General features: G+C 71.2%; 23 protein-coding genes. 16 read left to right on the forward strand and 7 right to left on the reverse strand.

From position 1 onward, the window contains the following. The 8 genes from VIU94_RS42465 to nuoN form a co-directional block, all read left to right on the forward strand. On the forward strand, positions 1-345 hold a 345-nt coding region (locus VIU94_RS42465; RefSeq protein WP_331920679.1), incomplete at its 5' end, for a molybdopterin dinucleotide binding domain-containing protein. After that, on the forward strand, positions 342-1703 hold the full coding sequence (nuoH, locus tag VIU94_RS42470; protein WP_331920681.1) for an NADH-quinone oxidoreductase subunit NuoH: 1362 nt from the start codon (positions 342-344) through the stop codon (positions 1701-1703). The genes VIU94_RS42465 and nuoH, both read left to right, overlap by 4 nt. Further along, positions 1678-2274: an NADH-quinone oxidoreductase subunit NuoI gene (gene nuoI, locus VIU94_RS42475; RefSeq protein ID WP_331920683.1), complete on the forward strand. Its 597-nt coding sequence runs from the start codon at positions 1678-1680 to the stop codon at positions 2272-2274. Before nuoH ends, nuoI begins: the two co-directional genes overlap by 26 nt. Continuing rightward, positions 2271-3098, forward strand: a complete 828-nt coding sequence (locus VIU94_RS42480; RefSeq protein ID WP_331920685.1) for an NADH-quinone oxidoreductase subunit J — start codon at positions 2271-2273, stop codon at positions 3096-3098. The genes nuoI and VIU94_RS42480 overlap by 4 nt, the downstream gene beginning before the upstream one ends. Further along, on the forward strand, positions 3095-3394 hold the full coding sequence (gene nuoK, locus VIU94_RS42485; RefSeq protein ID WP_018101339.1) for an NADH-quinone oxidoreductase subunit NuoK: 300 nt from the start codon (positions 3095-3097) through the stop codon (positions 3392-3394). The genes VIU94_RS42480 and nuoK overlap by 4 nt, the downstream gene beginning before the upstream one ends. Before the next feature lie 11 nt (positions 3395-3405). After that, the gene (gene nuoL / locus VIU94_RS42490; RefSeq protein ID WP_331920687.1) at positions 3406-5298 is read left to right on the forward strand and encodes an NADH-quinone oxidoreductase subunit L; all 1893 of its coding nucleotides are present in this window, start codon (positions 3406-3408) and stop codon (positions 5296-5298) included. A gap of 14 nt (positions 5299-5312) precedes the next feature. Next, a complete protein-coding gene (locus VIU94_RS42495; RefSeq protein ID WP_331920715.1) occupies positions 5313-6893 on the forward strand; it encodes an NADH-quinone oxidoreductase subunit M in 1581 nt (526 codons plus the stop codon). Further along, positions 6890-8539, forward strand: a complete 1650-nt coding sequence (nuoN, locus tag VIU94_RS42500) for an NADH-quinone oxidoreductase subunit NuoN (RefSeq protein WP_331920689.1) — start codon at positions 6890-6892, stop codon at positions 8537-8539. The genes VIU94_RS42495 and nuoN overlap by 4 nt, the downstream gene beginning before the upstream one ends. A 65-nt stretch (positions 8540-8604) precedes the next feature. Here the strand turns inward: nuoN and fahA are convergent, their stop codons facing one another. Next, on the reverse strand, positions 8605-9837 hold the full coding sequence (fahA, locus tag VIU94_RS42505; protein ID WP_331920691.1) for a fumarylacetoacetase: 1233 nt from the start codon (positions 9835-9837) through the stop codon (positions 8605-8607). 346 nt (positions 9838-10183) lie between these two features. On the opposite strand from fahA, the gene VIU94_RS42510 reads away from it, so the two are divergent. Beyond that, on the forward strand, positions 10184-11479 hold the full coding sequence (locus VIU94_RS42510; protein ID WP_331920693.1) for an LAETG motif-containing sortase-dependent surface protein: 1296 nt from the start codon (positions 10184-10186) through the stop codon (positions 11477-11479). A gap of 77 nt (positions 11480-11556) precedes the next feature. Here VIU94_RS42510 and VIU94_RS42515 read toward each other — a convergent pair whose 3' ends face one another. Continuing rightward, positions 11557-13578: a CocE/NonD family hydrolase gene (locus VIU94_RS42515; RefSeq protein ID WP_331920717.1), complete on the reverse strand. Its 2022-nt coding sequence runs from the start codon at positions 13576-13578 to the stop codon at positions 11557-11559. A gap of 178 nt (positions 13579-13756) precedes the next feature. Between VIU94_RS42515 and VIU94_RS42520 the strand changes: the two genes are divergently transcribed. Next, positions 13757-14767 (forward strand): polyprenyl synthetase family protein, encoded by a 1011-nt coding sequence (locus tag VIU94_RS42520; protein WP_331920695.1) that lies wholly within the window; start codon positions 13757-13759, stop codon positions 14765-14767. 116 nt (positions 14768-14883) lie between these two features. Then, on the forward strand, positions 14884-16110 hold the full coding sequence (locus tag VIU94_RS42525) for a LolA family protein (RefSeq protein WP_331920697.1): 1227 nt from the start codon (positions 14884-14886) through the stop codon (positions 16108-16110). A 101-nt stretch (positions 16111-16211) separates the two neighbouring features. Here the strand turns inward: VIU94_RS42525 and VIU94_RS42530 are convergent, their stop codons facing one another. Beyond that, entirely contained in the window at positions 16212-17537 is a 1326-nt protein-coding gene (locus tag VIU94_RS42530; RefSeq protein ID WP_331920699.1) for a M28 family metallopeptidase, read from the reverse strand. Positions 17538-17677: 140 nt separating this feature from the next. Beyond that, positions 17678-18514, reverse strand: a complete 837-nt coding sequence (locus VIU94_RS42535; protein ID WP_331920701.1) for a HEAT repeat domain-containing protein — start codon at positions 18512-18514, stop codon at positions 17678-17680. A gap of 8 nt (positions 18515-18522) precedes the next feature. Between VIU94_RS42535 and VIU94_RS42540 the strand changes: the two genes are divergently transcribed. Then, positions 18523-18768, forward strand: coding sequence for a DUF1203 domain-containing protein (locus VIU94_RS42540; RefSeq protein ID WP_414721107.1), 246 nt, complete (start codon positions 18523-18525; stop codon positions 18766-18768). Between the two features lie 11 nt (positions 18769-18779). Here the strand turns inward: VIU94_RS42540 and VIU94_RS42545 are convergent, their stop codons facing one another. Further along, entirely contained in the window at positions 18780-19019 is a 240-nt protein-coding gene (locus VIU94_RS42545) for a hypothetical protein (RefSeq protein ID WP_331920703.1), read from the reverse strand. A gap of 66 nt (positions 19020-19085) precedes the next feature. Then, positions 19086-19538: a VOC family protein gene (locus VIU94_RS42550; RefSeq protein WP_331920705.1), complete on the reverse strand. Its 453-nt coding sequence runs from the start codon at positions 19536-19538 to the stop codon at positions 19086-19088. 49 nt (positions 19539-19587) lie between these two features. Between VIU94_RS42550 and VIU94_RS42555 the strand changes: the two genes are divergently transcribed. Both VIU94_RS42555 and VIU94_RS42560 read left to right on the forward strand, forming a co-directional pair. Beyond that, the gene (locus tag VIU94_RS42555; RefSeq protein WP_331920719.1) at positions 19588-20175 is read left to right on the forward strand and encodes a CGNR zinc finger domain-containing protein; all 588 of its coding nucleotides are present in this window, start codon (positions 19588-19590) and stop codon (positions 20173-20175) included. Then, positions 20175-20564, forward strand: a complete 390-nt coding sequence (locus VIU94_RS42560; protein ID WP_331920707.1) for an SRPBCC family protein — start codon at positions 20175-20177, stop codon at positions 20562-20564. The genes VIU94_RS42555 and VIU94_RS42560 overlap by 1 nt, the downstream gene beginning before the upstream one ends. A gap of 21 nt (positions 20565-20585) precedes the next feature. On the opposite strand, the gene VIU94_RS42565 is transcribed toward VIU94_RS42560, so the two are convergent. Then, positions 20586-21065: a winged helix-turn-helix transcriptional regulator gene (locus VIU94_RS42565; RefSeq protein ID WP_331920709.1), complete on the reverse strand. Its 480-nt coding sequence runs from the start codon at positions 21063-21065 to the stop codon at positions 20586-20588. 96 nt (positions 21066-21161) lie between these two features. Between VIU94_RS42565 and VIU94_RS42570 the strand changes: the two genes are divergently transcribed. Next, complete coding sequence (locus VIU94_RS42570; protein ID WP_331920711.1) at positions 21162-22583, forward strand: MFS transporter; 1422 nt, start codon at positions 21162-21164, stop codon at positions 22581-22583. 29 nt (positions 22584-22612) lie between these two features. Continuing rightward, complete coding sequence (locus VIU94_RS42575; protein WP_331920713.1) at positions 22613-22957, forward strand: DUF6401 family natural product biosynthesis protein; 345 nt, start codon at positions 22613-22615, stop codon at positions 22955-22957. Positions 22958-22975 lie beyond the last annotated feature (18 nt).

A 22975-nucleotide genomic window follows, 5' to 3' on the forward strand; every position in this document is an offset into this window, starting at 1 on the left:
GCCCGGCCCGGCGACGGCGAGGCCGTCCTGGCCGGCCACCGGATGCTGCTCGACCTGGGCCGGCTGCAGGAGGGCGACACGGCGCTGGCCGGCACCCGCCACGCGGCGGTCGCCCGGCTGTCGCCCACGACGGCCGCGGAGACCGGCGTGAAGGACGGCGACGCCCTCGCGGTCACCGGCCCGGCCGGCACCGTCGCGCTCCCGCTCCAGGTCACGGACATGCCGGACCGCGTGGTCTGGCTCCCGCTGAACTCGCCCGGATCCGCGGTGCTTTCCGCCACGGGCGCCCACCCCGGCGACCTGGTCCGCATCGGCCCGGCGACGTCGAAGGAGGTGCAGGCATGAACACGCTGCTCGCCGCGGAGGACCTGTCCCTGTTCGGGCAGGATCCCTGGTGGCTCGTCCTGATCAAGGCGGTCTTCTGCTTCGCCTTCCTGATGGTGACCGTGCTCTTCTCCATCGTGTGGGAGCGCAAGGTCGTCGCCTGGATGCAGCTGCGCATCGGGCCCAACCGGCACGGCCCCTGGGGCCTCCTTCAGTCCCTCGCGGACGGCATCAAGCTGATGCTCAAGGAGGACGTGATCGTCAAGCGGGCCGACAAGGTCGTCTACATCCTCGCGCCGATCATCGCCGCCGCCCCCGCGTTCATGGCGATCGCGGTGATCCCCTTCGGCCCCTCCGGCAACGAGGTGTCGATCTTCGGGCAGCGCACCACGATGCAGCTCACCGACCTGCCGATCGCGATGCTGTACGTCCTCGCGATCGCGTCCGTCGGCATCTACGGCATCGTGCTCGCCGGCTGGTCGTCGGGCTCCACGTACCCGCTGCTCGGCGGCCTGCGCTCCTGCGCGCAGATGATCTCGTACGAGATCGCCATGGGCGCCGCGTTCGCCTCCGTCTTCCTCTACTCCGGGTCGATGTCGACCTCGGCGATCGTCGAGGCGCAGGCGGACCGCTGGTTCATCGTCCTGCTGCCGGTGTCGTTCATCATCTACGTGATCACGATGGTCGGCGAGACCAACCGCGCCCCGTTCGACATGCCGGAGTCCGAGGGCGACCTGGTCGGCGGCTTCAACACCGAGTACTCGTCCATCAAGTTCGCGATGTTCATGCTCGCCGAGTACGTGAACATGGTGACGGTCTCCGCGGTCTCCGTGACCCTCTTCCTCGGCGGCTGGCGGGCCCCGTGGCCGATCTCCACCTTCTGGGAGGGCGCGAACCACGGCTGGTGGCCGATGCTCTGGTTCGTCCTCAAGGTGCAGCTGCTGCTGTTCTTCTTCATCTGGCTGCGCGGCACGCTGCCCCGCGTCCGCTACGACCAGCTGATGAAGCTCGGCTGGAAGGTACTCATCCCGGTCTCCCTGCTCTGGCTGATGCTGGTCGCCACCGTCCGGGCGCTGCGGAACGAGAACTACGACTTCCAGACGATCGTGCTGTACGTGGCCGGCGCCGTGCTCGCCGTCCTGCTGCTGTCCTTCGTCGCCGACATGTTCCGCGACCGGAGGGGCGGGGCCGAGCGGGCCGAGCCCGAGGACGGCCGCCCCTTCGACCCGATGGCCGGCGGGTACCCCGTACCGCCGCTGCCCGGACAGACCCTGCCGCCGGTGCCGCGCAGGCGGCCTCGCTCCGAGCGAGAACTGGTTGTCAGCGGCGCCCCCGATACTGCTACCGAGAGTGATGGAAAGGAGGCGGACGGTGTCTGATTTCCAGAATCCGGTGGCCGGCTTCGGCGTGACCTTCAAGGCCATGTTCAAGAAGCGGCTGACCGAGCAGTACCCGGAGCAGCAGAAGACGACCGCGCCGCGCTTCCACGGCCGGCACCAGCTCAACCGGCATCCGGACGGGCTCGAGAAGTGCGTCGGCTGCGAGTTGTGCGCCTGGGCCTGTCCGGCCGACGCCATCTACGTGGAGGGCGCGGACAACACCGACGAGGAGCGCTACTCGCCGGGCGAGCGGTACGGCCGGGTCTACCAGATCAACTACGCCCGCTGCATCCTGTGCGGGCTGTGCATCGAGGCCTGCCCGACCCGGGCGCTGACGATGACCAACGAGTTCGAACTGGCCGACTCCAGCCGCGAGAACCTGATCTACACCAAGGAGCAGCTGCTCGCGGGCCTCGAAGAGACCATGGTCGACACCCCGCACGCCATCTTCCCGGGCATGGACGAGCAGGACTACTACCGGGGCCTGGTCAGCGAGGCCGCGCCCGGCACGGTCCGTCAGGTCGCCGCGTCCAACGGGGAGAAGGGCGAACCGGAAGAGGTGGACGCATGAGCGCCGCGCTCGCCGCCGCTGTCACCTCCGACGGTGAGGCGTTCCAGTTCTGGGTCCTCGGCACCGTTGCGGTGGTCGGCGCCCTGTGCACCGTCCTGATGCGCAAGTCCGTGCACAGCGCGCTCTGCCTCGCCGGGACCATGATCGTGCTTGCGGTCTTCTACCTCGCCAACGGGGCGTACTTCCTGGGCGTCGTCCAGGTCATCGTCTACACCGGCGCGATCATGATGCTCTTCCTCTTCGTGGTCATGCTGGTCGGCGTCACGGCCGCGGACTCCTTGAAGGAGACCCTCAAGGGCCAGCGCTGGTGGGCCGCCGCCTGCGGGCTCGGTTTCGGCATCCTGCTCGCCGCCGGCATCGGGAACGCCTCGCTGAAGGAGTTCGCCGGCCTCGGCGCCGCCAACAGCGCCCAGGGCGGCAACGTGGAGGGCATCGCGGCCCTGATCTTCACCAAGTACGTCTTCGCCTTCGAGATCACCGGCGCGCTGCTCATCACCGCGGCCGTCGGCGCGATGGTGCTCACCCACCGGGAGCGCACCGAGAAGGCCCACACCCAGCGCGAGCTGGCCGAGCAGCGCGTGCGCCGCGGCACACAGGTGCCGCCGCTGCCCGCCCCCGGCGTCTACGCCCGGCACAACGCGGTGGACGTCGCCGGTCTGCTGCCGGACGGCACCCCGGCCGAGCTGTCCGTGATGCAGACCCTGCGCAAGCGCGGTCAGATCCGGGACGTCTCCGGCCAGGCGCTGGCCGATCTGAAGGCGCTGGAGCAGCGCTCCGAGGAGCGGCTCGGCCGCGACCGGGACGAAGAGGAGGCCACCCGGTGAATCCGGTCAACTATCTCTATCTCGCCGCCCTGTTGTTCACCATCGGCGCGGCCGGGGTGCTGATCCGGCGGAACGCGATCGTGGTCTTCATGTGCGTCGAGCTGATGCTCAACGCCTGCAACCTGGCGTTCGTGACCTTCTCCCGGATGCACGGCAACCTCGACGGCCAGATCATCGCGTTCTTCACGATGGTCGTCGCCGCCGCCGAGGTCGTGGTCGGCCTCGCGATCATCGTGTCGCTGTTCCGTTCCCGCCACTCGGCCTCGGTCGACGACGCCAGCCTGATGAAGCTGTGAGGGGCTGAATCGTGGAGAACCTGATTGCGCTGCTCATCGCGGCGCCGCTGCTCGGAGCGGCCGTGCTGCTGTGCGGCGGGCGGCGGTTGGACAAGGCCGGGCACTGGCTCGGCACGCTGCTCGCGGCCGCCTCCTTCGTCATGGGCCTGGTGCTCTTCGCCGACATGCTCGGCAAGCCCGCCGAGGACCGGGCGCTGAACGTCACGCTCTACAGCTGGATCCCGGTCGAGGGCTTCCAGGCGGACGTCGCCTTCCAGCTCGACCAGCTGTCGATGACCTTCGTCCTGCTGATCACCGGCGTGGGCTCGCTGATCCACCTGTACTCGATCGGGTACATGGAGCACGACGAGCGCCGGCGCCGCTTCTTCGGCTATCTGAACCTGTTCCTCGCGGCGATGCTGATCCTGGTCCTCGCCGACAACTACCTGCTGCTGTACCTGGGCTGGGAGGGCGTCGGCCTCGCCTCGTACCTCCTGATCGGCTTCTGGCAGCACAAGCCCAGCGCGGCCACCGCCGCCAAGAAGGCCTTTTTGGTCAACCGGGTCGGCGACATGGGCCTGTCGATCGCGATCATGCTGATGTTCACCACCTTCGGGACCTTCGCCTTCGGCCCGGTCCTGGAGGCGACCGGCGAGGCGTCCGAGGGCAAGATGACGGCGATCGCGCTGATGCTGCTCCTCGCCGCCTGCGGCAAGTCGGCCCAGGTGCCGCTGCAGTCCTGGCTCGGGGACGCGATGGAGGGCCCGACCCCGGTCTCGGCCCTGATCCACGCGGCCACCATGGTCACCGCCGGCGTCTACCTGATCGTCCGCTCCGCCGACATCTTCAACGCCTCCCCGGACGCCCAGCTCGTGGTCGTCGTGGTCGGCGCGGTCACGCTCCTCTTCGGTGCGATCGTCGGTTGCGCGAAGGACGACATCAAGAAGGCCCTGGCCGGTTCGACGATGTCGCAGATCGGCTACATGGTCCTCGCGGCCGGCCTCGGCCCGATCGGCTACGTCTTCGCGATCATGCACCTGGTGACGCACGGCTTCTTCAAGGCCGGGCTGTTCCTCGGGGCCGGCTCGGTCATGCACGGCATGAACGACGAGGTGGACATGCGCCGTTACGGCGGCCTGCGGAAGTACATGCCGGTCACCTTCGTCACCTTCGGCCTCGGCTACCTCGCGATCATCGGCTTCCCGGGCCTGTCCGGCTTCTTCTCCAAGGACAAGATCATCGAGGCGGCCTTCGCAAAGGGCGGCACCGAGGGCTGGATCCTCGGCGCCTGCACCCTGCTGGGCGCGGCCATCACCGCGTACTACATGACCCGCGTGATGCTGATGACCTTCTTCGGCGAGAAGCGCTGGCAGCCGGACGACAACGGCGAGCCGCCGCACCCGCACGAGTCGCCGAAGTCCATGACGATCCCGATGGTCCTGCTGGCCGTCGGCTCGGTCGGCGCCGGCGCCCTCTTCGAGTACGCCGGATTCGTGGAGTGGCTGGAGCCGGTCACCGGCTTCGCGCACGGGCACTCGCCGCTCAGCGCGGCGGCCGTCACCTCCGCCACCGTCGCGGTCATGCTCCTGGGAGTCGGCCTCGCCTACCTCCAGTACGGCCGCCGGCCCGTCCCGGTCACCGCCCCGCGCGGCTCGCTGCTCACCCGGGCCGCCCGCCGCGACCTGCTCCAGGACGACTTCAACCATGTCGTCTTCGTCCGGGGCGGCACGCACCTCACCCGCTCGCTCGTCTACGTCGACCACAGCCTCGTCGACGGGGTGGTCAACGGGACCGCGGCGTCGGTCGGCGGACTCTCCGGCCGGCTGCGCAAGCTGCAGAACGGCTACGCCCGCTCGTATGCGGTCTCCATGTTCGGAGGTACGGCGGTGCTGATCGCCGCGACCCTGCTGATGAGGGCGGTGTGATCGCCATGTCCGACATGGTCAACGCAGGGTTCCCCCTGCTGACGGCGACGGCGGCGGTGCCGGCGGCCGGCGCGGTGCTCACCGCCGCCGTCCCCGCCGCGAAGCGCACCGCCGCCAAGTGGCTGGCCCTGCTGGTCTCCCTGGTCACGCTGGTGCTCGCGGCGGTCGTCACGGTCCGCTTCGAGCCCGGCGGCGAGCGGTACCAGCTCCGCGAGTCGTACGCCTGGATCGCCGACTTCGGGGTCCGCTACGAACTGGGCGTGGACGGCATCGGGGTGGCGCTGATCGCGCTCACCGCGCTGCTGATCCCCTTCATCATCCTGGCCGGCTGGCACGACGCCGACCCCCTGGAGACGAAGTCCAGCCGCTGGCGGCCGACCCAGGGCTTCTTCGCCCTGATCCTGGCCGTCGAGGCGATGGTGATCCTCTCCTTCGAGGCCACCGACGTCTTCCTCTTCTACATCCTCTTCGAGGCCATGCTCATCCCGATGTACTTCCTCATCGGCGGCTTCGGGGACCGGGCCCACACCGGCTCGGACGAGAACGCGGCGGCCCAACGCTCGTACGCAGCGGTCAAGTTCCTGCTCTACAACCTGGTCGGCGGCCTGATCATGCTGGCCGCCGTCATCGGGCTCTTCGTGGTCGCCGGGACCTTCTCGCTCACCGAGATCATGGCCGCCCGGGCCGACGGCTCGCTGGACATGGCGACCAACACCGAGCGGCTGCTCTTCCTCGGCTTCTTCTTCGCCTTCGCGGTGAAGGCGCCGCTGTGGCCGCTGCACACCTGGCTGCCCAACGCGATGGGGGAGGCGACCGCCCCGGTCGCCGTCCTCATCACCGCCGTGGTCGACAAGGTCGGCACCTTCGCGATGCTCCGCTTCTGCCTCGGCCTGTTCCCCGAGGCGAGCGAGTGGGCCACCCCGGCGATCATCGTCCTCGCGCTGATCAGCATCGTGTACGGCGCGCTCGTCGCGGTCGGCCAGCGGGACATCAAGCGCCTGGTCGCGTACGCCTCGATCTCGCACTTCGGCTTCATCATCATGGGCATCTTCGCGATGACCAGCCAGGGCCAGAGCGGCGCGACGCTGTACATGGTCAACCACGGGATCTCGACGGCCGCGCTGATGCTGGTGGCCGGCTTCCTGATCTCGCGCCGCGGCTCGCGCCTCATCGCCGACTACGGCGGGGTGCAGAAGGTCGCCCCGGTGCTGGCCGGCACCTTCCTGGTCGGCTCTCTGGCCACCCTGTCGCTGCCCGGACTCGCGCCCTTCGTCAGCGAGTTCCTGGTTCTGGTCGGCACGTACTCCCGCTATCCGGTGGCCGGCATCGTCGCCACCACCGGCATCGTCCTCGCCGCGCTCTACACCCTCGTCCTGTACCAGCGGACGATGACGGGCCCGGTGAAGGAGGAGGTGCGGACCATGCCCGACCTGCGGGTGCGTGAACTGGCGGTGGTCGCACCGCTGATCGCCCTGCTGCTCTTCCTCGGTGTGTTCCCGAAGCCGCTGACGGACATCGTCAACCCGGCGGTCCAGCACACCATGTCCGACGTCCAGCAGAAGGACCCCACCCCCGAAGTGGAGGCGGCCAAGTGAGCGCAACGGCTGTCCACAGCCTGTGGACGACGGCGGCCGAGCCCATCGGCCGGATCCCGTCCCCGGACATCGAGTACGGGCAGCTCGCGCCCGTCCTCATCGTCCTCGGCGCGGCGGTCGTCAGCGTCCTCGTCGAGGCCTTCGTGCCGCGCAAGGGCCGCTACTTCAGCCAGGTGTTCCTGAGCGTGGTCTCCCTGGCCGCCGCGTTCGCCGCCGTCGTCGGCCTCGCTGCCGCCGGCTACGGCACCACCAAGGCGGGCATCGCGGCGATGGGCGCGCTGGCCGTCGACGGCCCGGCGCTCTTCCTGCAGGGCACCATCCTGCTGGCGTCGATCGTCGCGGTCTTCACCTTCGCCGAGCGCCGGCTCGACCCGGCCGACCACGGCCACAAGGTCGACTCGTTCGCCGCCGAGGCCGCCGCCGTCCCCGGCAGCGACCACGAGAAGGCCGCCGTCAAGGCCGGGTTCACCACCACCGAGGTGTTCCCGCTGGCGCTGTTCGCGGTCTCCGGGATGCTCGTCTTCCCGGCGGCCAACGACCTGCTGACGCTCTTCGTCGCCCTGGAGGTCTTCTCCCTCCCGCTGTACCTGCTCTGCGCCGTCGCCCGCCGCAAGCGGCTGCTGTCGCAGGAGGCGGCCGTGAAGTACTTCCTGCTCGGCGCGTTCTCCTCGGCGTTCCTGCTCTTCGGCATCGCACTGCTCTACGGCTACGCGGGCTCCGTCTCGTACGCCACCATCGCGAGCGTCGTCGACGGCTCGGTCGGCTCGGTCGACCCGGCCCTCGCCGACACCATGGGCAACGACGCGCTGCTGCTGATCGGCTTCGCCATGGTCCTGACGGGCCTGCTGTTCAAGGTCGGCGCGGTGCCGTTCCACATGTGGACCCCGGACGTCTACCAGGGCGCGCCGACCCCGGTCACCGGCTTCATGGCCGCGGCCACCAAGGTCGCCGCGTTCGGCGCGATGCTGCGGCTGCTGTACGTGGTGCTGCCGGGCCTGACCTGGGACTGGCGGCCGGTCATGTGGGCGGTGGCCATCGTCACCATGCTGGGCGGCGCGATCGTCGCCATCACCCAGACCGACATCAAGCGGCTGCTCGCGTACTCCTCGATCGCGCACGCCGGGTTCATCCTGGCCGGTGTCATCGCGGCCACCCCGGACGGCGTCTCGTCCGTGCTGTTCTACCTGGCGGCCTACTCCTTCGTGACGATCGGCGCGTTCGCGGTCGTCACGCTGGTCCGGGACGCCGGCGGCGAGGCCACCCACCTGTCCAAGTGGGCCGGTCTGGGCCGGCGTTCGCCGCTGGTCGCCGCGGTCTTCGCGGTGTTCCTGCTGGCCTTCGCCGGCATCCCCCTGACCTCCGGGTTCTCCGGCAAGTTCGCGGTCTTCACGGCGGCCGCGGAGGGCGGCGCGGGCGCGCTGGTCGTGGTCGGCGTGGTGTCCTCGGCGATCGCCGCGTTCTTCTACATCCGGGTGATCGTGCTGATGTTCTTCAGCGAGCCGAAGGCGGACGGCCCCACGGTCGCCGTGCCCTCGCCGCTGACGATGACGACGATCGGCGTCGGCGTCGCGGTCACGCTGGTGCTCGGCGTCGCGCCGCAGTACTTCCTGGACCTGGCCGGCCAGGCGAGCGTGTTCGTCCGGTAGGAGCGGCAGGAGCACGACTCAGGGCCCGGTCCCCGCGCAAGCGGGGGCCGGGCCCTGTCGTGTGCCTAGAGCGCGCGGGCGGGCGCGATCCGGCCCGTCACCTCTCCGAGGCCCACCCGGGTGCCGTCGGGGCCGGGGGCCCAGGCGGTCAGGGTGACCTCGTCGCCGTCCTCCAGGAAGGTCCGCTTGCCGGTGGGCAGCTCGATCGCGTCGCGGCCGTTCCAGGTCAGCTCCAGGAGCGAGCCGCGCTGGTGCACCTCGGGTCCGGAGACCGTGCCGGAGCCGTACAGGTCGCCGGTGCGCAGCGAGGCGCCGTTGACCGTCATGTGGGCGAGCTGCTGGGCGGCCGTCCAGTACATCGTCGAGAACGGCGGCTCGGAGACCACCTCGCCGTTGATCCGGACGGTGATCCGCAGGTCGTAGCCGCCGGGCTCCTCCTCCGCGGAGTCGTCCAGGTACGGCAGCAGGTCGAAGTCCCGGGCCGGCGGGTCGGTCCGGGCGGCGTCCAGGGCCTCCAGCGGGGTCACCCAGGCGGAGACCGAGGTGGCGAAGGACTTGCCGAGGAACGGGCCGAGCGGCACGTACTCCCAGGCCTGGATGTCCCGGGCCGACCAGTCGTTGAGCAGCGTCAGACCGAAGACGTGGTCCCGGAAGTCGGCGAGCGCCACCGGGGCGCCGTGCTCGGACGGGGTGCCGACGAGGAAGCCGACCTCCGCCTCGATGTCCAGCTTGACCGAGGGGCCGAAGACCGGCGCCGGGTCGGACGGGGCCTTGCGCTGCCCGCACGGGCGGACGACGTCGGCGCCGGAGACCACGACGGTGCCGGCGCGGCCGTGGTAACCGATCGGCAGGTGCTTCCAGTTGGGGGTGAGCGGCTCGCCGTCCGGCCGGAAGATGTGGCCGACGTTGGTGGCGTGGTGCTCGCTGGCGTAGAAGTCGACGTAGTCGGCGACCTCGTACGGCAGGTGCAGGGTGACCGCGTCCAGCGGGTGCAGCAGCGGCTCGATGTCCGCCCGGTGCGCGGGCACGGTCACCCAGGCGGTCAGCGCCCGGCGCACGTCGCGCCAGGCGGTGCGCCCGGCGGCGAGCAGCGGATTGAGGCTCGGCTGCGCGAGCAGCGCCGCGTACGGGGAGCCCAGGGCGTGCGCCGCGGCCCCCGCGTCCAGCACCGAGTCGCCGATGCGGACGCCGAGCCGGCGCCGGCCGGGCTCGTCGGGGGTGCTGAAGACGCCGTACGGAAGGTTGTGCGGGCCGAAGGGGTCGCCCTCGGCCAGATCGAGCGGGCTCTGCTCGGACATCGGTGCCTGCCTCGCTTTCCACGGGTGTGGAGGACACGTTACGACGGGGGCCGGGCGCGGCGGCAGTGTCCGATGAGCCGGACCCCGTGTCCGGTCGCAAGTCGGGGACATGACATGCGTCACAGAAAAACCTGGGTGATCGTGGGCAACTGTCCGGGTTTTTCCCCTTCGTTGCCCGGTTCGGTCGCCTGCCCGCCGTGAGGCCCGCAAAAACGTTCTCGCGGGGCCGACTTGGGGCCATAGCATCACGGCACGCTTCGCCGCTGCGTGACCATTTCCGCAGCGGCGAACCGCACCCTTTCTTTTTTCCACCTGTCCTTTCCCGAGCACAGGAAAAGGTTCTGTCTTGAGAATTCGCAGCATTCTGGCGACGGCCGTGGCCGCCGCCGTCACCACCCCGGTCGTGCTCCTGTCCGCCGCTCCCGCGTTCGCCGACACCAAGCCGGCCGCCCAGCAGGAGCAGCAGAAGCCGACCATCGAGGAGCTGGAGCGCCGCGTCACGGCGGCCCAGAAGGCGTACGACGCCGCGGTCATCACCCTCGCGAACGCCACCGCCAAGGTCGAGGCCGTCACGAAGGACGACGCTCCGCTCGCCAAGGCCGTCGTCGAGGCGAAGAAGGTCGCCGACGAGGCCTACGCTGCCTGGAAGGCCGCCGAGGTCAAGCAGGCCGAGGCCGAGGCCGCCCTGAAGGCGCTGCCCGAGACGGCCACCGCCGAGGAGAAGGCCGCCGCCGAGAAGGCCGTCGAGGACGCGAAGAAGGTCGCCACCGGTCTCGGTGCCAAGACGGCCCTCGCCGACGACGACTACAACACGGCGGTCAAGGACCGTGACGACGAGCGCGCCGTTGCGTTCCGGGTCCTGGACCTCGCCACGAAGGCCAAGGAAGACGCCTCCAAGGCCCTCAAGGCCGCCGAGAAGGCGCTCGCCGACGCCAAGGCGGAGGAGGGCGAGGAGGGTGGCGACGACTGCGTCCCCGAGCCGAAGTTCACCACCGTCGTCAGCGGTCTGCCGTCCAAGGTCGTCGGCGGCACCACCGTGAACTTCTCGCTGAAGGTCACCAACGGCACCGACAAGAAGCTGGACGAGGTCTACCCGTACGTCTTCGTCCACGCCTTCGACGCCGCCGGCCTCAAGGAGCTCGACAAGCACCTTGACCTGGAGTACTACACCAACGGGTCCTGGAAGGACGCCGACGACGAGTCCGAGGACGGCGCCGACTTCGGCATGGGCGACATCGGCCCGCTGAAGGCCAAGTCCTCCGTGAACGTCAAGCTCCGCCTGAAGGTCGACGCCAAGGTCCCGGCCGGCCAGGGCGCGGCCCTCGTCGCCGGCGATTACTGGAACAAGGACGAGTCCTGCGGCGGCACGCCGGACCTGGACGTGTACGAGTTCGAGATCCTCGCCAAGGGCAGCAAGCCGGGCAAGGTCGACGACGCCAAGGGCAAGCCGAGCGAGGGCCACACCGCCCAGGGCGGCAAGTCCACTGCCCCGGTGACCACCGGCACCACGACCGGCTCGCTCGCGAAGACCGGTTCGAGCGACGCCGTCCCGCAGATCGCCATGGCGGGCGCGGCGGCCGTCGCGCTCGGCGCCGGCGCGATGTTCGTCGTCCGCCGCCGCAAGGCCGGCTCGGACGCGTAACCACGACGCGTCACACGAACGCGTGAGGCGGGCCCGCATCCCCGGCAGGGGGTGCGGGCCCGTTCCCGTACGCCGGGTCAGCCCGCCGTGCGCGGGATCCGCTGCTCCCACGTGTGGTGGAAGACGACCTCCGCGCCCTCCGTGCAGATCACCTCGTCCGAGGCGGTGAACGCGTCCGCGTCGCAGGTGAGCTCCGAGCGGGTGGTGACGTGGACGTCCCAGGCGTCCTCCGGGCGGTGCAGCCGGATGGACCAGTCCGAGCGGGTGCGGGCGGACAGCGGGTCGTCCTCGGCGATCGTGTACGTCTCCAGGGCCTCCTCGGTGACCTCCAGGCCGTCCGGGTGGACCCGGGTGCCGCCGGGCCCCGGGTCGACCTCCAGGCGCCACTCGCCCTTCGCCACGTCCCGCACCACCAGCCGCTCCGGCCGGGGCTCCTCCAGGGTCGCCGGGATCACCACCTCCAGCGGCTCGGCGTGCTCCGGCCGCTCGAACTCGACCGCGTCCCCGGTGTGGGAGCGGATCGGCAGGGTGAGGCCGGAGCCGACCGGGAAGAGGGTGAAGCCCGCCGCGTCCGGCTGCGGCCAGATCCACGGCCAGTACGCGGAGGAGACCGCGAGGCGGACCCGGTGGCCGGGCGCGAAGGCGTGCCCGGCGGCGTCCAGGTCGATCAGCACGTCCTCCGTCTCGCCGACCTGCGCCTCCACCGCGCGGTCGGTCCCGTAGCGGGCGGAGAGGTTGAGCACGCCCCGGGTGACCAGGGTCGAGGCGCCGTCCGGGGCGACGTCGCAGAGCCGGGCGACCACCTGGCCGGTGGGGGCGTCGCAGCGCAGCGTCAGGGTCGCCCGCGGCCGGCCCAGGATCTCCAGCGGCTCGGCCTCCGCGGGGACGGGGAAGTCGAAGCAGGCCGAATGGGCGTCCTCGTCGCGCTGGTCGGGCGGCAGGTCGGCGTCGTGGCCGAGCGGCAGGAAGCGGCCCGCGTCCAGGCCGGTGTGCTGCGGCGAGCGGACCAGGACCGGCTCGCCGCCCAGCGCGTACCGGACGGGTGTGACGTACGGCGAGGGCCAGGACGGGTCGGTCGCCCAGTGGCCCGGCAGCTCCTCGTACACCGTGGCCGGCGGGTGCGAGGCGGTGATCCAGGAGCGCAGCAGCGGCTCGGCCATCACGTCGCCCGCGCCGAAGGCCGTGTCGTTCTTCAGGTGGCGGTCCCACCAGCGCAGGGTCTCCTGCAGGAAGCCGATCGACGGGCCGGGCGGCAGCCCGCGGTCCGGGTACTGGTGAGCCCAGGGGCCGATGATCCCGCGCACCCGGTCCTGAGGGAGCCGTTCGACGAGCCGCAGCACCGCGTTGCGGTACGGGTCCTGCCAGCCGCCGACGGCCAGGACGGCCGCCTGTGCGCCGGAGAGGCCCTCGTACAGGCTCTCCTGGCTCGCGGTGCCCCGCCAGTAGTCGTCGCGGGTCTGGTGGGCCAGCCAGGTGTGCACGAGGGGCCGTACCGCCTCCAGACGGCTCAGCCACATCGCGCGCCACTCCTCGCCCGCGTACCGCGGGTCGGGCGGCCGGCAGACGAACGCCAGCATCGTCGCGGCCCAGGCGTGCATGTCGACCGCGAGGACCGAGCCGCCCTTGTAGTGGACGTCGTCCTCGTAGCGGTCGTCGGTGGCGCAGACGGCGACGACGGCCCGCAGCGGCTCCGGGGCGAGCGCGGCGACCCGGAGGGCGGCCAGGCCGCCCCAGGAGCTGCCGAACATGCCGACCCGGCCGGAGCACCAGGGCTGCGCGGAGAGCCACTCCACCACCGCCACGGCGTCGGCCAGCTCGGTCGCGTCGTGCGCGTCGCCGGGCAGGCCCTCGCTGTTGCCGTGCCCGCGCAGGTCGACCCGTACGGAGGCATAGCCGTGGCCCGCGTACCAGGGGTGGCGCTGCGCGTCGCGGGGCGCGGTCCAGTCGGTCAGCCGGTACGGCAGATACTCCAGAAGAGCGGGAACGGGCTCGTCGGTGACCGGCCGCCAGACGCGCGCGTACAACCGCGTACTGTCCGGCAGTGGGATGCGGACGTCCTCGTGGACGGTCTCGTACGGGAAGTCGCTGCGGATGCTGATGCTTCTGGACAAAGCGGACGCTCCTGATCGTATGAGCCGATCCTGAACATACCGGCGGTCGCGGGAAGGCGCTCAAGGTGATCGAAACGCGACCGGATACGCTGACTTGAGCGAATCCAGCGACACATCGACAATCCGTGTGAACCTCTGCAGACATCAGGAGACAGGAGACCCCCTCGTGACCGTCGTCGGGCCGTTCGGGCTGAGCGTGCGGGACCAGGCTCTCGAGGCCGATGTCCAGACCGGATTGGCAGCGGTGGAGGCCGGCCTCCTCGAAGCCACCAAGAGCGAGGTGCCGTTCATCACGGAGGCCGCGCAGCACCTGATCAAGGCCGGCGGCAAGCGCTTCCGGCCGCTGCTGGTGATGCTGGCCGCGCAGTTCGGCGACCCGTTCGCGCCGGGCGTCGTGCCCTCCGCCGTCGTCGTCGAGCTCACCCATCTCGCGACGCTGTACCACGACGACGTCATGGACGAGGCAGAAGTGCGGCGCGGAGTCCCCAGCGCCAACAGCCGCTGGGGCAACTCGGTGGCCGTCCTCACGGGTGACTTCCTGTTCGCCCGTGCGTCGCACCTCCTCGCGGACCTCGGTCCCGATGCCGTTCGCATCCAGGCGGAGTCGTTCGAGCGCCTGGTGACGGGCCAGATCCTGGAGACCGCCGGACCGCGCGACGGCGTCGATCCGGTGGACCACTACCTCGAGGTCCTCGGCGGCAAGACCGGCTCGCTGGTCGCCGTCTCCTGCCGTCTCGGAGCCATAGAGTCCGGTGCGGACGACAGCGTCATCGACGTCCTCGCCCAGTACGGCGAGCGGCTCGGCGTCGCCTTCCAGCTCGCCGACGACGTCCTCGACATCGCGTCCGACTCGCACGAGTCCGGCAAGACCCCCGGAACCGACCTGCGCGAGGGCATCCCGACGCTGCCGGTGCTGCACCTGCGCGCCGCCGCCGCGGCGCACGGCCGCCCGGAGGACCTGGAGCTCGTCGCGCTGGTCGACGGCGACCTCACGGACGACGACAGGCTCGCCGAGGTACTGCGCCGGCTGCGCGAGCACCCGGCACTGGAGCAGGCCCGCCGGGACACCGTCCGCTACGCGGAGGAGGCCCGGGCCATGCTGTCGCCGCTGCCCGAGGGCTTCGCGAAGACCGCGCTCGGCGAGCTGTGCGACGCGGTGGTCCACCGCGCGGGCTAGGGCTCCTCAGGGTCGGGTCATCCCGTAGCAGTACGTGAGGTTGAGCCCGCAGTCTGACGATTCCGTACCGCCGTTTTGGTCAGATGGAGTCATCGACCACGGAGGTAGGACAGACCATGGCACCGAACGACAGCACTGAGACCACCGCCGAGCGCGGGCGGCGCCGGGCGACTCGTTACGTCGTCCCGGTCGCGGTGGCCGGCGTGGCCGCGGCGACGATCGGGCTCGTCCCGGCCCTCGCGGCGTCCGGTGACCCCGAGCTGCCGGACATCACCGCGCAGCAGCTCATCGAGAAGATCGCGGCCTCGGACACCCAGACCCTCTCCGGCACCGTCAAGGTCAGCACCGACCTGGGCCTGCCGTCCCTCGCCGGGCTCGCGGGCCTCGCCGGCTCGGACTCCGGCTCGGGCAAGCCCTCGACCGACCCGACCGCGAAGCTGACCGAGCTGGTGTCCGGCAGCCACACGCTCAAGGTGGCGGCCGACGGCCCGGAGAAGCAGCGGCTGACCTTCCTGGAGGGCCAGGAGGAGTACAGCCTGATCCACAACGGCGACGACGTGTGGGCGTACGACAGCAAGGCGAACGAGGCCGTCCACGAGAAGGACGCCGACGGCCCGAAGGACGGCCCCAAGCGCGGGCACGAGAAGTCGCAGGAGCTCCCGAGCACCCCGAAGGCGCTCGCGGACGAGGTCCTGAAGGCCGCGGACAAGACCACCTCGGTCACGGTCGGCGGCACCGCCCGGGTGGCCGGCCGGGACGCGTACCAGCTGGTCGTCAAGCCGAAGCAGAGCGGCTCGACCGTCGAGTCGATCAAGATCGCGGTGGACGCGCAGAACGGCGTGCCGCTGAAGTTCACGCTGGCGTCGACCTCGGGCGGCAAGGCCGTGCTGGACGCGGGCTTCACCAAGGTGGACTTCGGCAAGCCGGCGGCCTCGACCTTCCAGGCTCCCAAGGGCGCGAAGGTGACCGAGGGCGCGGCCGACAAGGCGGAGCACGAGGGGCGCAACGAGGTCCCGAAGGAGCTGGAGGGCCTGTTCGGCGACCTGGGCCCGAAGCAGGGCGGCAAGGGCGGCCTGAAGGACGGCGGCCCAGTGATCATCGGTGAGGGCTGGACGACGATCGCCAAGATCGACTCGGGTGCGCCGGCGCCGAAGACGGACGACGCCCCGAAGGAGATGCAGGGCTTCCTGGACTCGCTCGGCGACGAGGTGCACGGGAAGTTCGGCTCCGGCACCGTCTTCAAGACCAAGATCGTCAACGCGCTGATCACGGACAACGGCACGGTGTACGTGGGCGCGGTCACGCCGGACGCGCTGGTGAAGGCCGCGAACGCGGCCAAGTAGCCCCTAGGGGCAGGGCAGTTGGGACCCCGGGTGGGGCGGGACCGCGCGTCACCGTCCCACCCGGGAGTTCTTTTGCGTCAGGACGCCAGGACGCCAGGGCGTCAGAACGTCAGCTTGAAGTTGTTGATGTAGCCGGTGTCCTGGGCGGCCTTGTCCTGGACCCGCAGCTTCCAGGCGCCGTTGGCGACCTCGGTGGAGGCGTTGACCGTGTACGTGGTCTGGACGTTGTCCGCCGAGTCGCCGGACGAGAACGGCTTGAGGTTGTAGACCGAGCCGTCCGGGGCCACCAGGTCGACGACCAGGTCGCCGCGCCAGGTGTGGATGATGTCGACCCCGACCTTGAGGGTGGCGGGGGCGTTCCCGGCGACGCCGGAGACGGTGACCGTGGAGGTCACGGCCGCCCCGTTGTCCGGGATGGAGACGTCGGCGGCGTTCTCGAAGACCGGGCCGGTCGGCGGGGTCGTCGCGCCCGACAGCGTCCAGACCGCGTGCGCGGCGGCGTCGCTGTTGCGGTCCAGGGCGGTGTCGTTGATGTTCGAGATGTTGTCGCAGGACGAGTGGTAGCAGCGGTCGAAGGCAGCGGCGGTGCCGCCCCACTTCTGTACCTGGGCGCTGGTCTTGACCCGGCTGGCGCCGGTGAACAGACCGCCGACGGGTATGCCGGCGTTCTTGAACGAGGCGTGGTCCGAGCGTCCGTCGCCCTCGGTCTCGATCTCGGTCGGGACGCCGATCCCCGCGAAGTAGTCCTTGAAGGTCTGCTCGATGGTCGGGTCGTCGTCGTAGACGAAGTAGCCCGGGTTCGGCGAGCCGATCATGTCGAAGTTCAGATAGCCGCTGATCTTCGCGCGCTCGGCGGTCGGCAGGCTCGCGACGTAGCGGTTCGACCCGATGAGGCCGAGCTCCTCCGCGCCCCACCAGCCGAACCGCAGGTGCTTGTTGGGCTGGTAGTTGGCGCGCGCGACCGCGAGCGCGATCTCCAGGACCGCGGCGGAGCCGGAGCCGTTGTCGTTGATCCCGGCCCCGGAGCTCACCGAGTCGAGGTGCGAGCCGGCCATCACGATCTGGTTCGGGTCGCCGCCGGGCCAGTCGGCGATCAGGTTGTAGCCGGTGGTCCCGTTGTACGTGAACTGCGTGACGGTCGTGGTGTAGCCGGCCGCGTCCAGCTTGGCCTTCACGAAGTCGATGGACGCCTTGTAGCCGGTGCGCCCGTGCGCCCGGTTGCCGCCGTTGGCGGTGGCGATCGACTGCAGGTCGGTGAGGTGCTGCTTGACGTTGGCGACCGGGATGTCGGGCGCGGCGAGGGCGCCGGAGGGCGCGCTCGGCGCGGCGGGCGGGGTCGCGCTCGCCGTCGTCCCGGCGAGGCCGGAGACGGCGAGGGCGGTGAGTGCCGCGAGCGCGGTGGCACGTCTGTGTACGGAGAGGTTCATGTGGGGGCTCCGGATTCCGAACGGGGATGGAACGGAAACGTGCGAGAGCTGTGCGTGGTGCGGGTGAATGTTCGACGAGAGTTTGATCCACCGTCAAGAGCGGAAACCGGTCAGGGCTGTTCGCTGAACGGACGACCGTCCTACGCTTCGGGCTCGTCGTCGGCCGGCGCTTCGGGCTCGTCGTCGTCGGCCAGCGCTTCGAGCGCGTCGGCGACGGCCTCGCGCACATCGGGGTGCGGATCGTCCGCCAACTCCCGCAGCAGGTCCAGGACTCCGGGCGTCGACCAGTACGCCACGGCCTCGACGAGCGCGGTCCGGACGGCCGGGTCGGGGTGCCGGGCGAGTCCGGCGAGCCGGGGGAGCGGTCCGCGGCGGCGCATCCCGTACCAGTTCAGCGCCTCGCGCAGCGCGGCCGTGTCGCCCCGCTCCTCGGCGGCGTCGAGCCGCGCGAGCAGGACGCGCGGCGGGGGCGGCGGCCCGTCGTACGGGTGAGGCCGGCGGCGGCGCAGCCGCTGGGACCCGTACTCCCCGCGGACCCGGCAGCCGAAGCAGGTGCAGGGCGTCACGCCGTGCGCGTTCGGGAAGTACCGCCACCCGTTGACCTGCCGCACGGCGCGGATCCCGCGCACCTCGCGGGCCGCGACGGCCCGAGGCAGGAAGACCTCCCAGCCGCGCGCGTCCTCCAGCGCGGCGATCCGCCGCACGGCGTCCGCGGCTGTGGTCATGACCGGTTCGCGGTCGTTGTACCGCCCCACGCGTACGGACTCGGAGTCCGCCAACTTCAGGTGCACCGCCACGAGTTGGCGCGGCCCGGGCCGCCGCGACAGCTCACGCAGCCACTGATGCGTGAGCGTGTACGAGGGCAGCACGGGGAACATGAACACGCCCCGCCACTCCTCGCGCCCCTGCGCCCGGATCCCGCCGCGCCGTATCCGTGCGGTGTGGGCGGCGGGGGTGAGGTGCACGAAGGTGGCCATGCGGCCCCATGCTACGGACCGGTCCGGCTCCGGGTGCGGACCCCGACGCGTACCCGTTCGTCCGGCCCGGGCGCGCTGCGCACCCTCCGTCGCTACGACTTAGGCTGCCGGCTCCTGGAGATTCCCGAGGAGCCGGCCGAGGCTTCGACAAGGCGTTCGCGGAGGCCTTCGCGGACCCGGGCGTCGCTCTCGTGCACGTCCGGGCCGTCGAGTACGGCTGCCTCCGCTTCGAGGTGCGCCGACAAGCCCCGTAGGACCGTTCGGACTACTTCGAGTGGTCGATGACGTTGCCGTTGGAGCAGTTGTTGGCGTGGTCCCCGACCCAGTCGCCCAGGACGGGTACCACCGCGACTTCCTGCAGGCACACGGCGGCGGCCGTGAAGTTCCAGTTGTTCGCGGCGTTGACGCCGCTGCCGAAGTTGCTGTCGTTGTCGGCGTGGGCGGGGGAGGCGAGGGCGGCGGCGCCCGCGAGCGCGAGCGCGACGGCCGTGATGATCTTGTTCATGACCGGGTGAACGATCGGTGCTCGCCCAGGGCACGGCCGTTCATCCCCGTGCGCCCGGCCTCGCCGTCACTGCACGCAGAACTCGTTGCCCTCCGGGTCGGCCATCACGGTCCACTCGCCGCCCTGCTCCGCGACACGACGCAGGACCGTCGCGCCCAGGCCCTCCAGGCGGGCGACTTCCGCGTCCCGTCTGCCGGGCGCGGCGTGGACGTCGATGTGGAGCCGGTTCTTGACGGTCTTCTTCTCGGGGACGCGCTGGAAGAGCAGCCGCCGGCCCAGGCCGGTGCCCGACTCGGGCTCGTACGGGTCGTCCGGATGACGGACGGCGGCGAGATCGCGCCAGCCGAGCCGGCCGGCGTGGGTCAGCGTCACGTCCGGCGGGACCGCGCCGACGGCCAGCAGGCGCTCGACGAGCGCGCTGTGGTCCTCGTCCAGATAGCCGAGCGTCTCGGCCCAGAAGGCGGCCTGGGCGTGCGGGTCGGCCGCGTCGATCACAAGCTTCCAGTGGAGCGTTGTCATGGTAACCACTTATAGTGGTTACGTGAGTGAGCCCGCAACCGCAACCGCCATGACGCTGCACCACCGCGACGGTCAGGTCTTCCGCTTCGACGCCGGCGCCCTGTCCCTGGAGCTCCTGCTCACCGGCGGCACCGGGCCCGTCGCCGCCCAGTACGAGGTGCTCGACCGGACCGAAGGGCTGCTCGACTGGGTCCGCGACTGCCGGCTCGCCCCGGGGCTCGACCTCGTCGTGACGGACGACGAGCTCGCCGCCGTACGGACGACCCGCGACGCGCTCTGGCGGCTCGCCCTCGCCCGGGCGCAGGGCGAACCCCTGCCCGCCGCCGACCTCGACGTGCTCAACGCCGCCGCCGCCCGCGCCCCCCTCGTCACGAAGGTCGCCGCGGACGGGACCCGCGCCTGGGCCCCCGGGGCCACCGGCTCCGCGCTGCTCGGGACGGTCGCGCGCGACGCGGTGGAGCTGCTGACCGGGCCGTACGCCGACCGGATCCGCGTCTGCGGCGCGGACGACTGCGCACTGCTCTTCGCCGACACCTCCCGCCCCGGGCGCCGCCGCTGGTGCTCCATGGACAGGTGCGGCAACCGCCACAAGGTGCGGGCGCACCGGGCCCGTACCCACACGGAAGGGGAGAAATGATGCCCACAGGGCTGACCCGCGACGCCGGCTGGGAGATCGGCGTCTCCAAGACCTTCCCGCTGCCGCTCGCCGCCGTCTGGGACTTCGTCGTGAGCCCCGAGGGCGTCGCGCTGTGGCTCGGGTCCGGCGCCTCCCTGCCGACGGAGAAGGGGGAGCCGTACGAGACCGCCGACGGCGTCGCCGGCGAACTGCGCAGCTACCGACCGGGGGACCGGGTCCGCCTCACGTACGGCCCGACGACCCTCCAGGTCGCCGTCTCGGCCGCCGGGGAGGGCAGGACCGTCCTCCGCTTCCACCAGGAGCGGATGGCCGACGCGGCCGAGCGCGAGCGCCAACGCGCCCACTGGCAGGGCGTGATGGGGGAGGTGGAGCGGAACCTGGCGCCGTAGCGGGCGGTCGGCCTACAGGCATCAGACCGCGGCGGTCGCCGCCTGGGCCTCCGCCGCCACCGCCTCTGCCGCCTCCGCCGCCTCCCGCGCGTCGTAGGCCTCCCGCGCCACCGCGATCTCGTTCTGGTGCAGCTCCGTCCACATCACCAGCGAGCGGATGGTCGTGTGCAACGTGCCGCCCAGCGGCGTCAGTTCGTAGTCGACGCGCGGCGGCACCACCGGGTGCACCGTCCGCTTCACCAGGCCGTCGCGCTCCAGCTGGCGCAGCGTGACCGTCAGCATGCGCTGGCTGATGCCGTCGATCTCCCGGCGCAGCTCCGTGAAGCGCAGCTTCCGGCGGTCGAGCAGGGCGATGACCAGCAGTGACCACTTGTCGGCGATCCGGTCGAGGATCTGCCGGACCTCGCAGTCCTCCCGGGTGTCCCACTGGAAGGGGTCGGTGTCCCCGCCGGCCTCGGTCACTCGGCAGTGACTCGGTGACTTCAAAGTGCCTTCTTCCATGGCACGTCATGCTGCCGCAGGATGCAGGTGGTTACAAGAGGGAACCGACCCTCACGTCGGTAACTGCCCCTACTTCCTCCTGCTTTGGAGACAGCTGTGTCCGTACGCGCCTGGAGTCTGCTCCTCGTCCTCTGCGGGACGATCTTCCTCGAAGGCATCGACGTCGCCATGCTCGCCGTCGCCGTCCCCGCCATCCGATCCGATCTCGGACTGTCCACCGGCGCCGCGGCCTGGGTGATGTCCGCGTACGTCCTCGGCTACGCCGGCTTCACCCTGCTCGGCGGGCGGGCCGCCGACCTCCTCGGCCGCCGCCGCATGTTCCTCGGCTGGCTCGCCGTCTTCCTCGTCTTCTCCGGCCTCGGCGGCTTCGCGACCGAGGGCTGGATGCTGATCACGGCCCGGTTCGTGACCGGTGTCGCCGCCGCGTTCATGACCCCGGCCGCGCTGTCGATCATCACCACCTCGTACGAGGAGGGCCCGCAGCGCAACCAGGCCCTGCTGGTCTTCGCCGGCACCGCCGCCGGCGGCTTCTCGCTCGGCCTGGTCATCGGCGGACTGCTCACCCAGTTCGGCTGGCGCTGGGTCTTCTTCGCGCCGGTGCTGCTCGCCGCCGCGCTCCTGCTGGTCGCCCTGCGGCTGGTCCCGAAGGAGTCCCGCGCGGAGCGGACCGGCGAGGGCTTCGACCTGGGCGGGGCGCTGACCGCCGCCGGGGCGATGTTGCTGCTCGCGTACGGGATCGTCCGCTTCGAGCACGGGCTCGACGGCCTGCCCGTCACCCTCGCCGTGCTCGCCGCCGGGCTCCTGCTCGGCTGGGCGTTCGTCGCCGTCGAGCGGCGGGCCGCCACCCCGCTCGTACGGCTCGGGCTGCTGCGCAAGGGCTCCGTGATCCGCGCCGATCTCGGGGCGCTGCTCTTCGTCGGCTCCTTCTTCGGCTTCCAGTTCGTCGCCACGCTCTACCTGCAGGAGCTGCGCGGCTGGTCGTCCCTGGAGACCGCGTTCGCGCTCCTGGTGATGGGCGTCGACGCGATTCTCGCCCCGACGCTCACCCCGCGCCTGGTGGCCCGGTTCGGCAACGCCCGGGTGATCCTCGGCGGGTTCGTGCTCGCGGTCGTCGCGTACGCGCTGTTCCTGCCGGTCGGCCCGGACTGGTCGTACGCGGCGATGTTCCCCACCCTGCTGCTCACCGGCCTCGCCTTCGCGCTGGCGTACGGCCCGCTCACCATCGCCGGCACCGACGGCGTCGCGGAGGAGGAGCAGGGGCTGGCGAGCGGACTGCTCACCACCGCCACGCAGTTCGGCTCCGCGGTCGGCATCTCGGCGGTGACGGCGGTGCACGGGATCGCCGGCGGCGGCCTCGACGGATTCCGGGCCGCCCTGGTGGCGCCGGTGGCAATGGTCGCGCTGGGGGCCGTGGTGAGCGCGGCGGGGGTGCGGGCGGGCGCGGCGCGCACCCCGGACCTGTCCGCAGAGCACGTCTCCGGAGAGCACCCCGACGCTGCGACCAAGCTCACGGCCTGAACGCACCGGTACGGACCTAATGTGGAGAGATGAACGATTCGCCCGGCTCCCCTCTGGTCGGAGTCGCCGCCGCCTACATGCCCCGGCTCTCGGAGTTCACCTTCGAGCCGGGCCTGGTGGCCGCGGTCGACCAGCACGCGGCGGCCGTGTGCGACGCGCTCATCCCCGCGCAGCGGCGGGCCACGGACCTGCCGTACGGCCGGTCCGTGCGGGGCGAGGACCTGTCCGACTACGTCCTCGGGTTCACCGACCGGCTCTCCGAGGTCGACTGGGTCGAGCCGGTCGGCCACGACTTCGCCACCCTGCGCCTGACCGCGATCTGCTGGCTGATCCGGGAGCACGACCTGCTGGGGCGGGACGCGACGGACACATGAGAAGGGGCGGGGCCGCTG

The organism is Streptomyces sp. (genome assembly GCF_036566765.1).
Lineage (GTDB): Bacteria > Actinomycetota > Actinomycetes > Streptomycetales > Streptomycetaceae > Streptomyces.

Coding starts and splice junctions, on each gene's coding strand:
- nuoH (WP_331920681.1), top strand. CDS start 342: ATGAACACGCTGCTCGCCGCGGAGGACCTGTCCCTGTTCGGGCAGGAT.
- nuoI (WP_331920683.1), top strand. CDS start 1,678: ATGGAAAGGAGGCGGACGGTGTCTGATTTCCAGAATCCGGTGGCCGGC.
- VIU94_RS42480 (WP_331920685.1), top strand. CDS start 2,271: ATGAGCGCCGCGCTCGCCGCCGCTGTCACCTCCGACGGTGAGGCGTTC.
- VIU94_RS42495 (WP_331920715.1), top strand. CDS start 5,313: ATGGTCAACGCAGGGTTCCCCCTGCTGACGGCGACGGCGGCGGTGCCG.
- fahA (WP_331920691.1), bottom strand. CDS start 9,837: ATGTCCGAGCAGAGCCCGCTCGATCTGGCCGAGGGCGACCCCTTCGGC.
- VIU94_RS42525 (WP_331920697.1), top strand. CDS start 14,884: ATGGCACCGAACGACAGCACTGAGACCACCGCCGAGCGCGGGCGGCGC.
- VIU94_RS42530 (WP_331920699.1), bottom strand. CDS start 17,537: ATGAACCTCTCCGTACACAGACGTGCCACCGCGCTCGCGGCACTCACC.
- VIU94_RS42535 (WP_331920701.1), bottom strand. CDS start 18,514: ATGGCCACCTTCGTGCACCTCACCCCCGCCGCCCACACCGCACGGATA.
- VIU94_RS42540 (WP_414721107.1), top strand. CDS start 18,523: ATGCTACGGACCGGTCCGGCTCCGGGTGCGGACCCCGACGCGTACCCG.
- VIU94_RS42545 (WP_331920703.1), bottom strand. CDS start 19,019: ATGAACAAGATCATCACGGCCGTCGCGCTCGCGCTCGCGGGCGCCGCC.
- VIU94_RS42550 (WP_331920705.1), bottom strand. CDS start 19,538: ATGACAACGCTCCACTGGAAGCTTGTGATCGACGCGGCCGACCCGCAC.
- VIU94_RS42555 (WP_331920719.1), top strand. CDS start 19,588: ATGACGCTGCACCACCGCGACGGTCAGGTCTTCCGCTTCGACGCCGGC.
- VIU94_RS42560 (WP_331920707.1), top strand. CDS start 20,175: ATGCCCACAGGGCTGACCCGCGACGCCGGCTGGGAGATCGGCGTCTCC.
- VIU94_RS42565 (WP_331920709.1), bottom strand. CDS start 21,065: ATGGAAGAAGGCACTTTGAAGTCACCGAGTCACTGCCGAGTGACCGAG.
- VIU94_RS42575 (WP_331920713.1), top strand. CDS start 22,613: ATGAACGATTCGCCCGGCTCCCCTCTGGTCGGAGTCGCCGCCGCCTAC.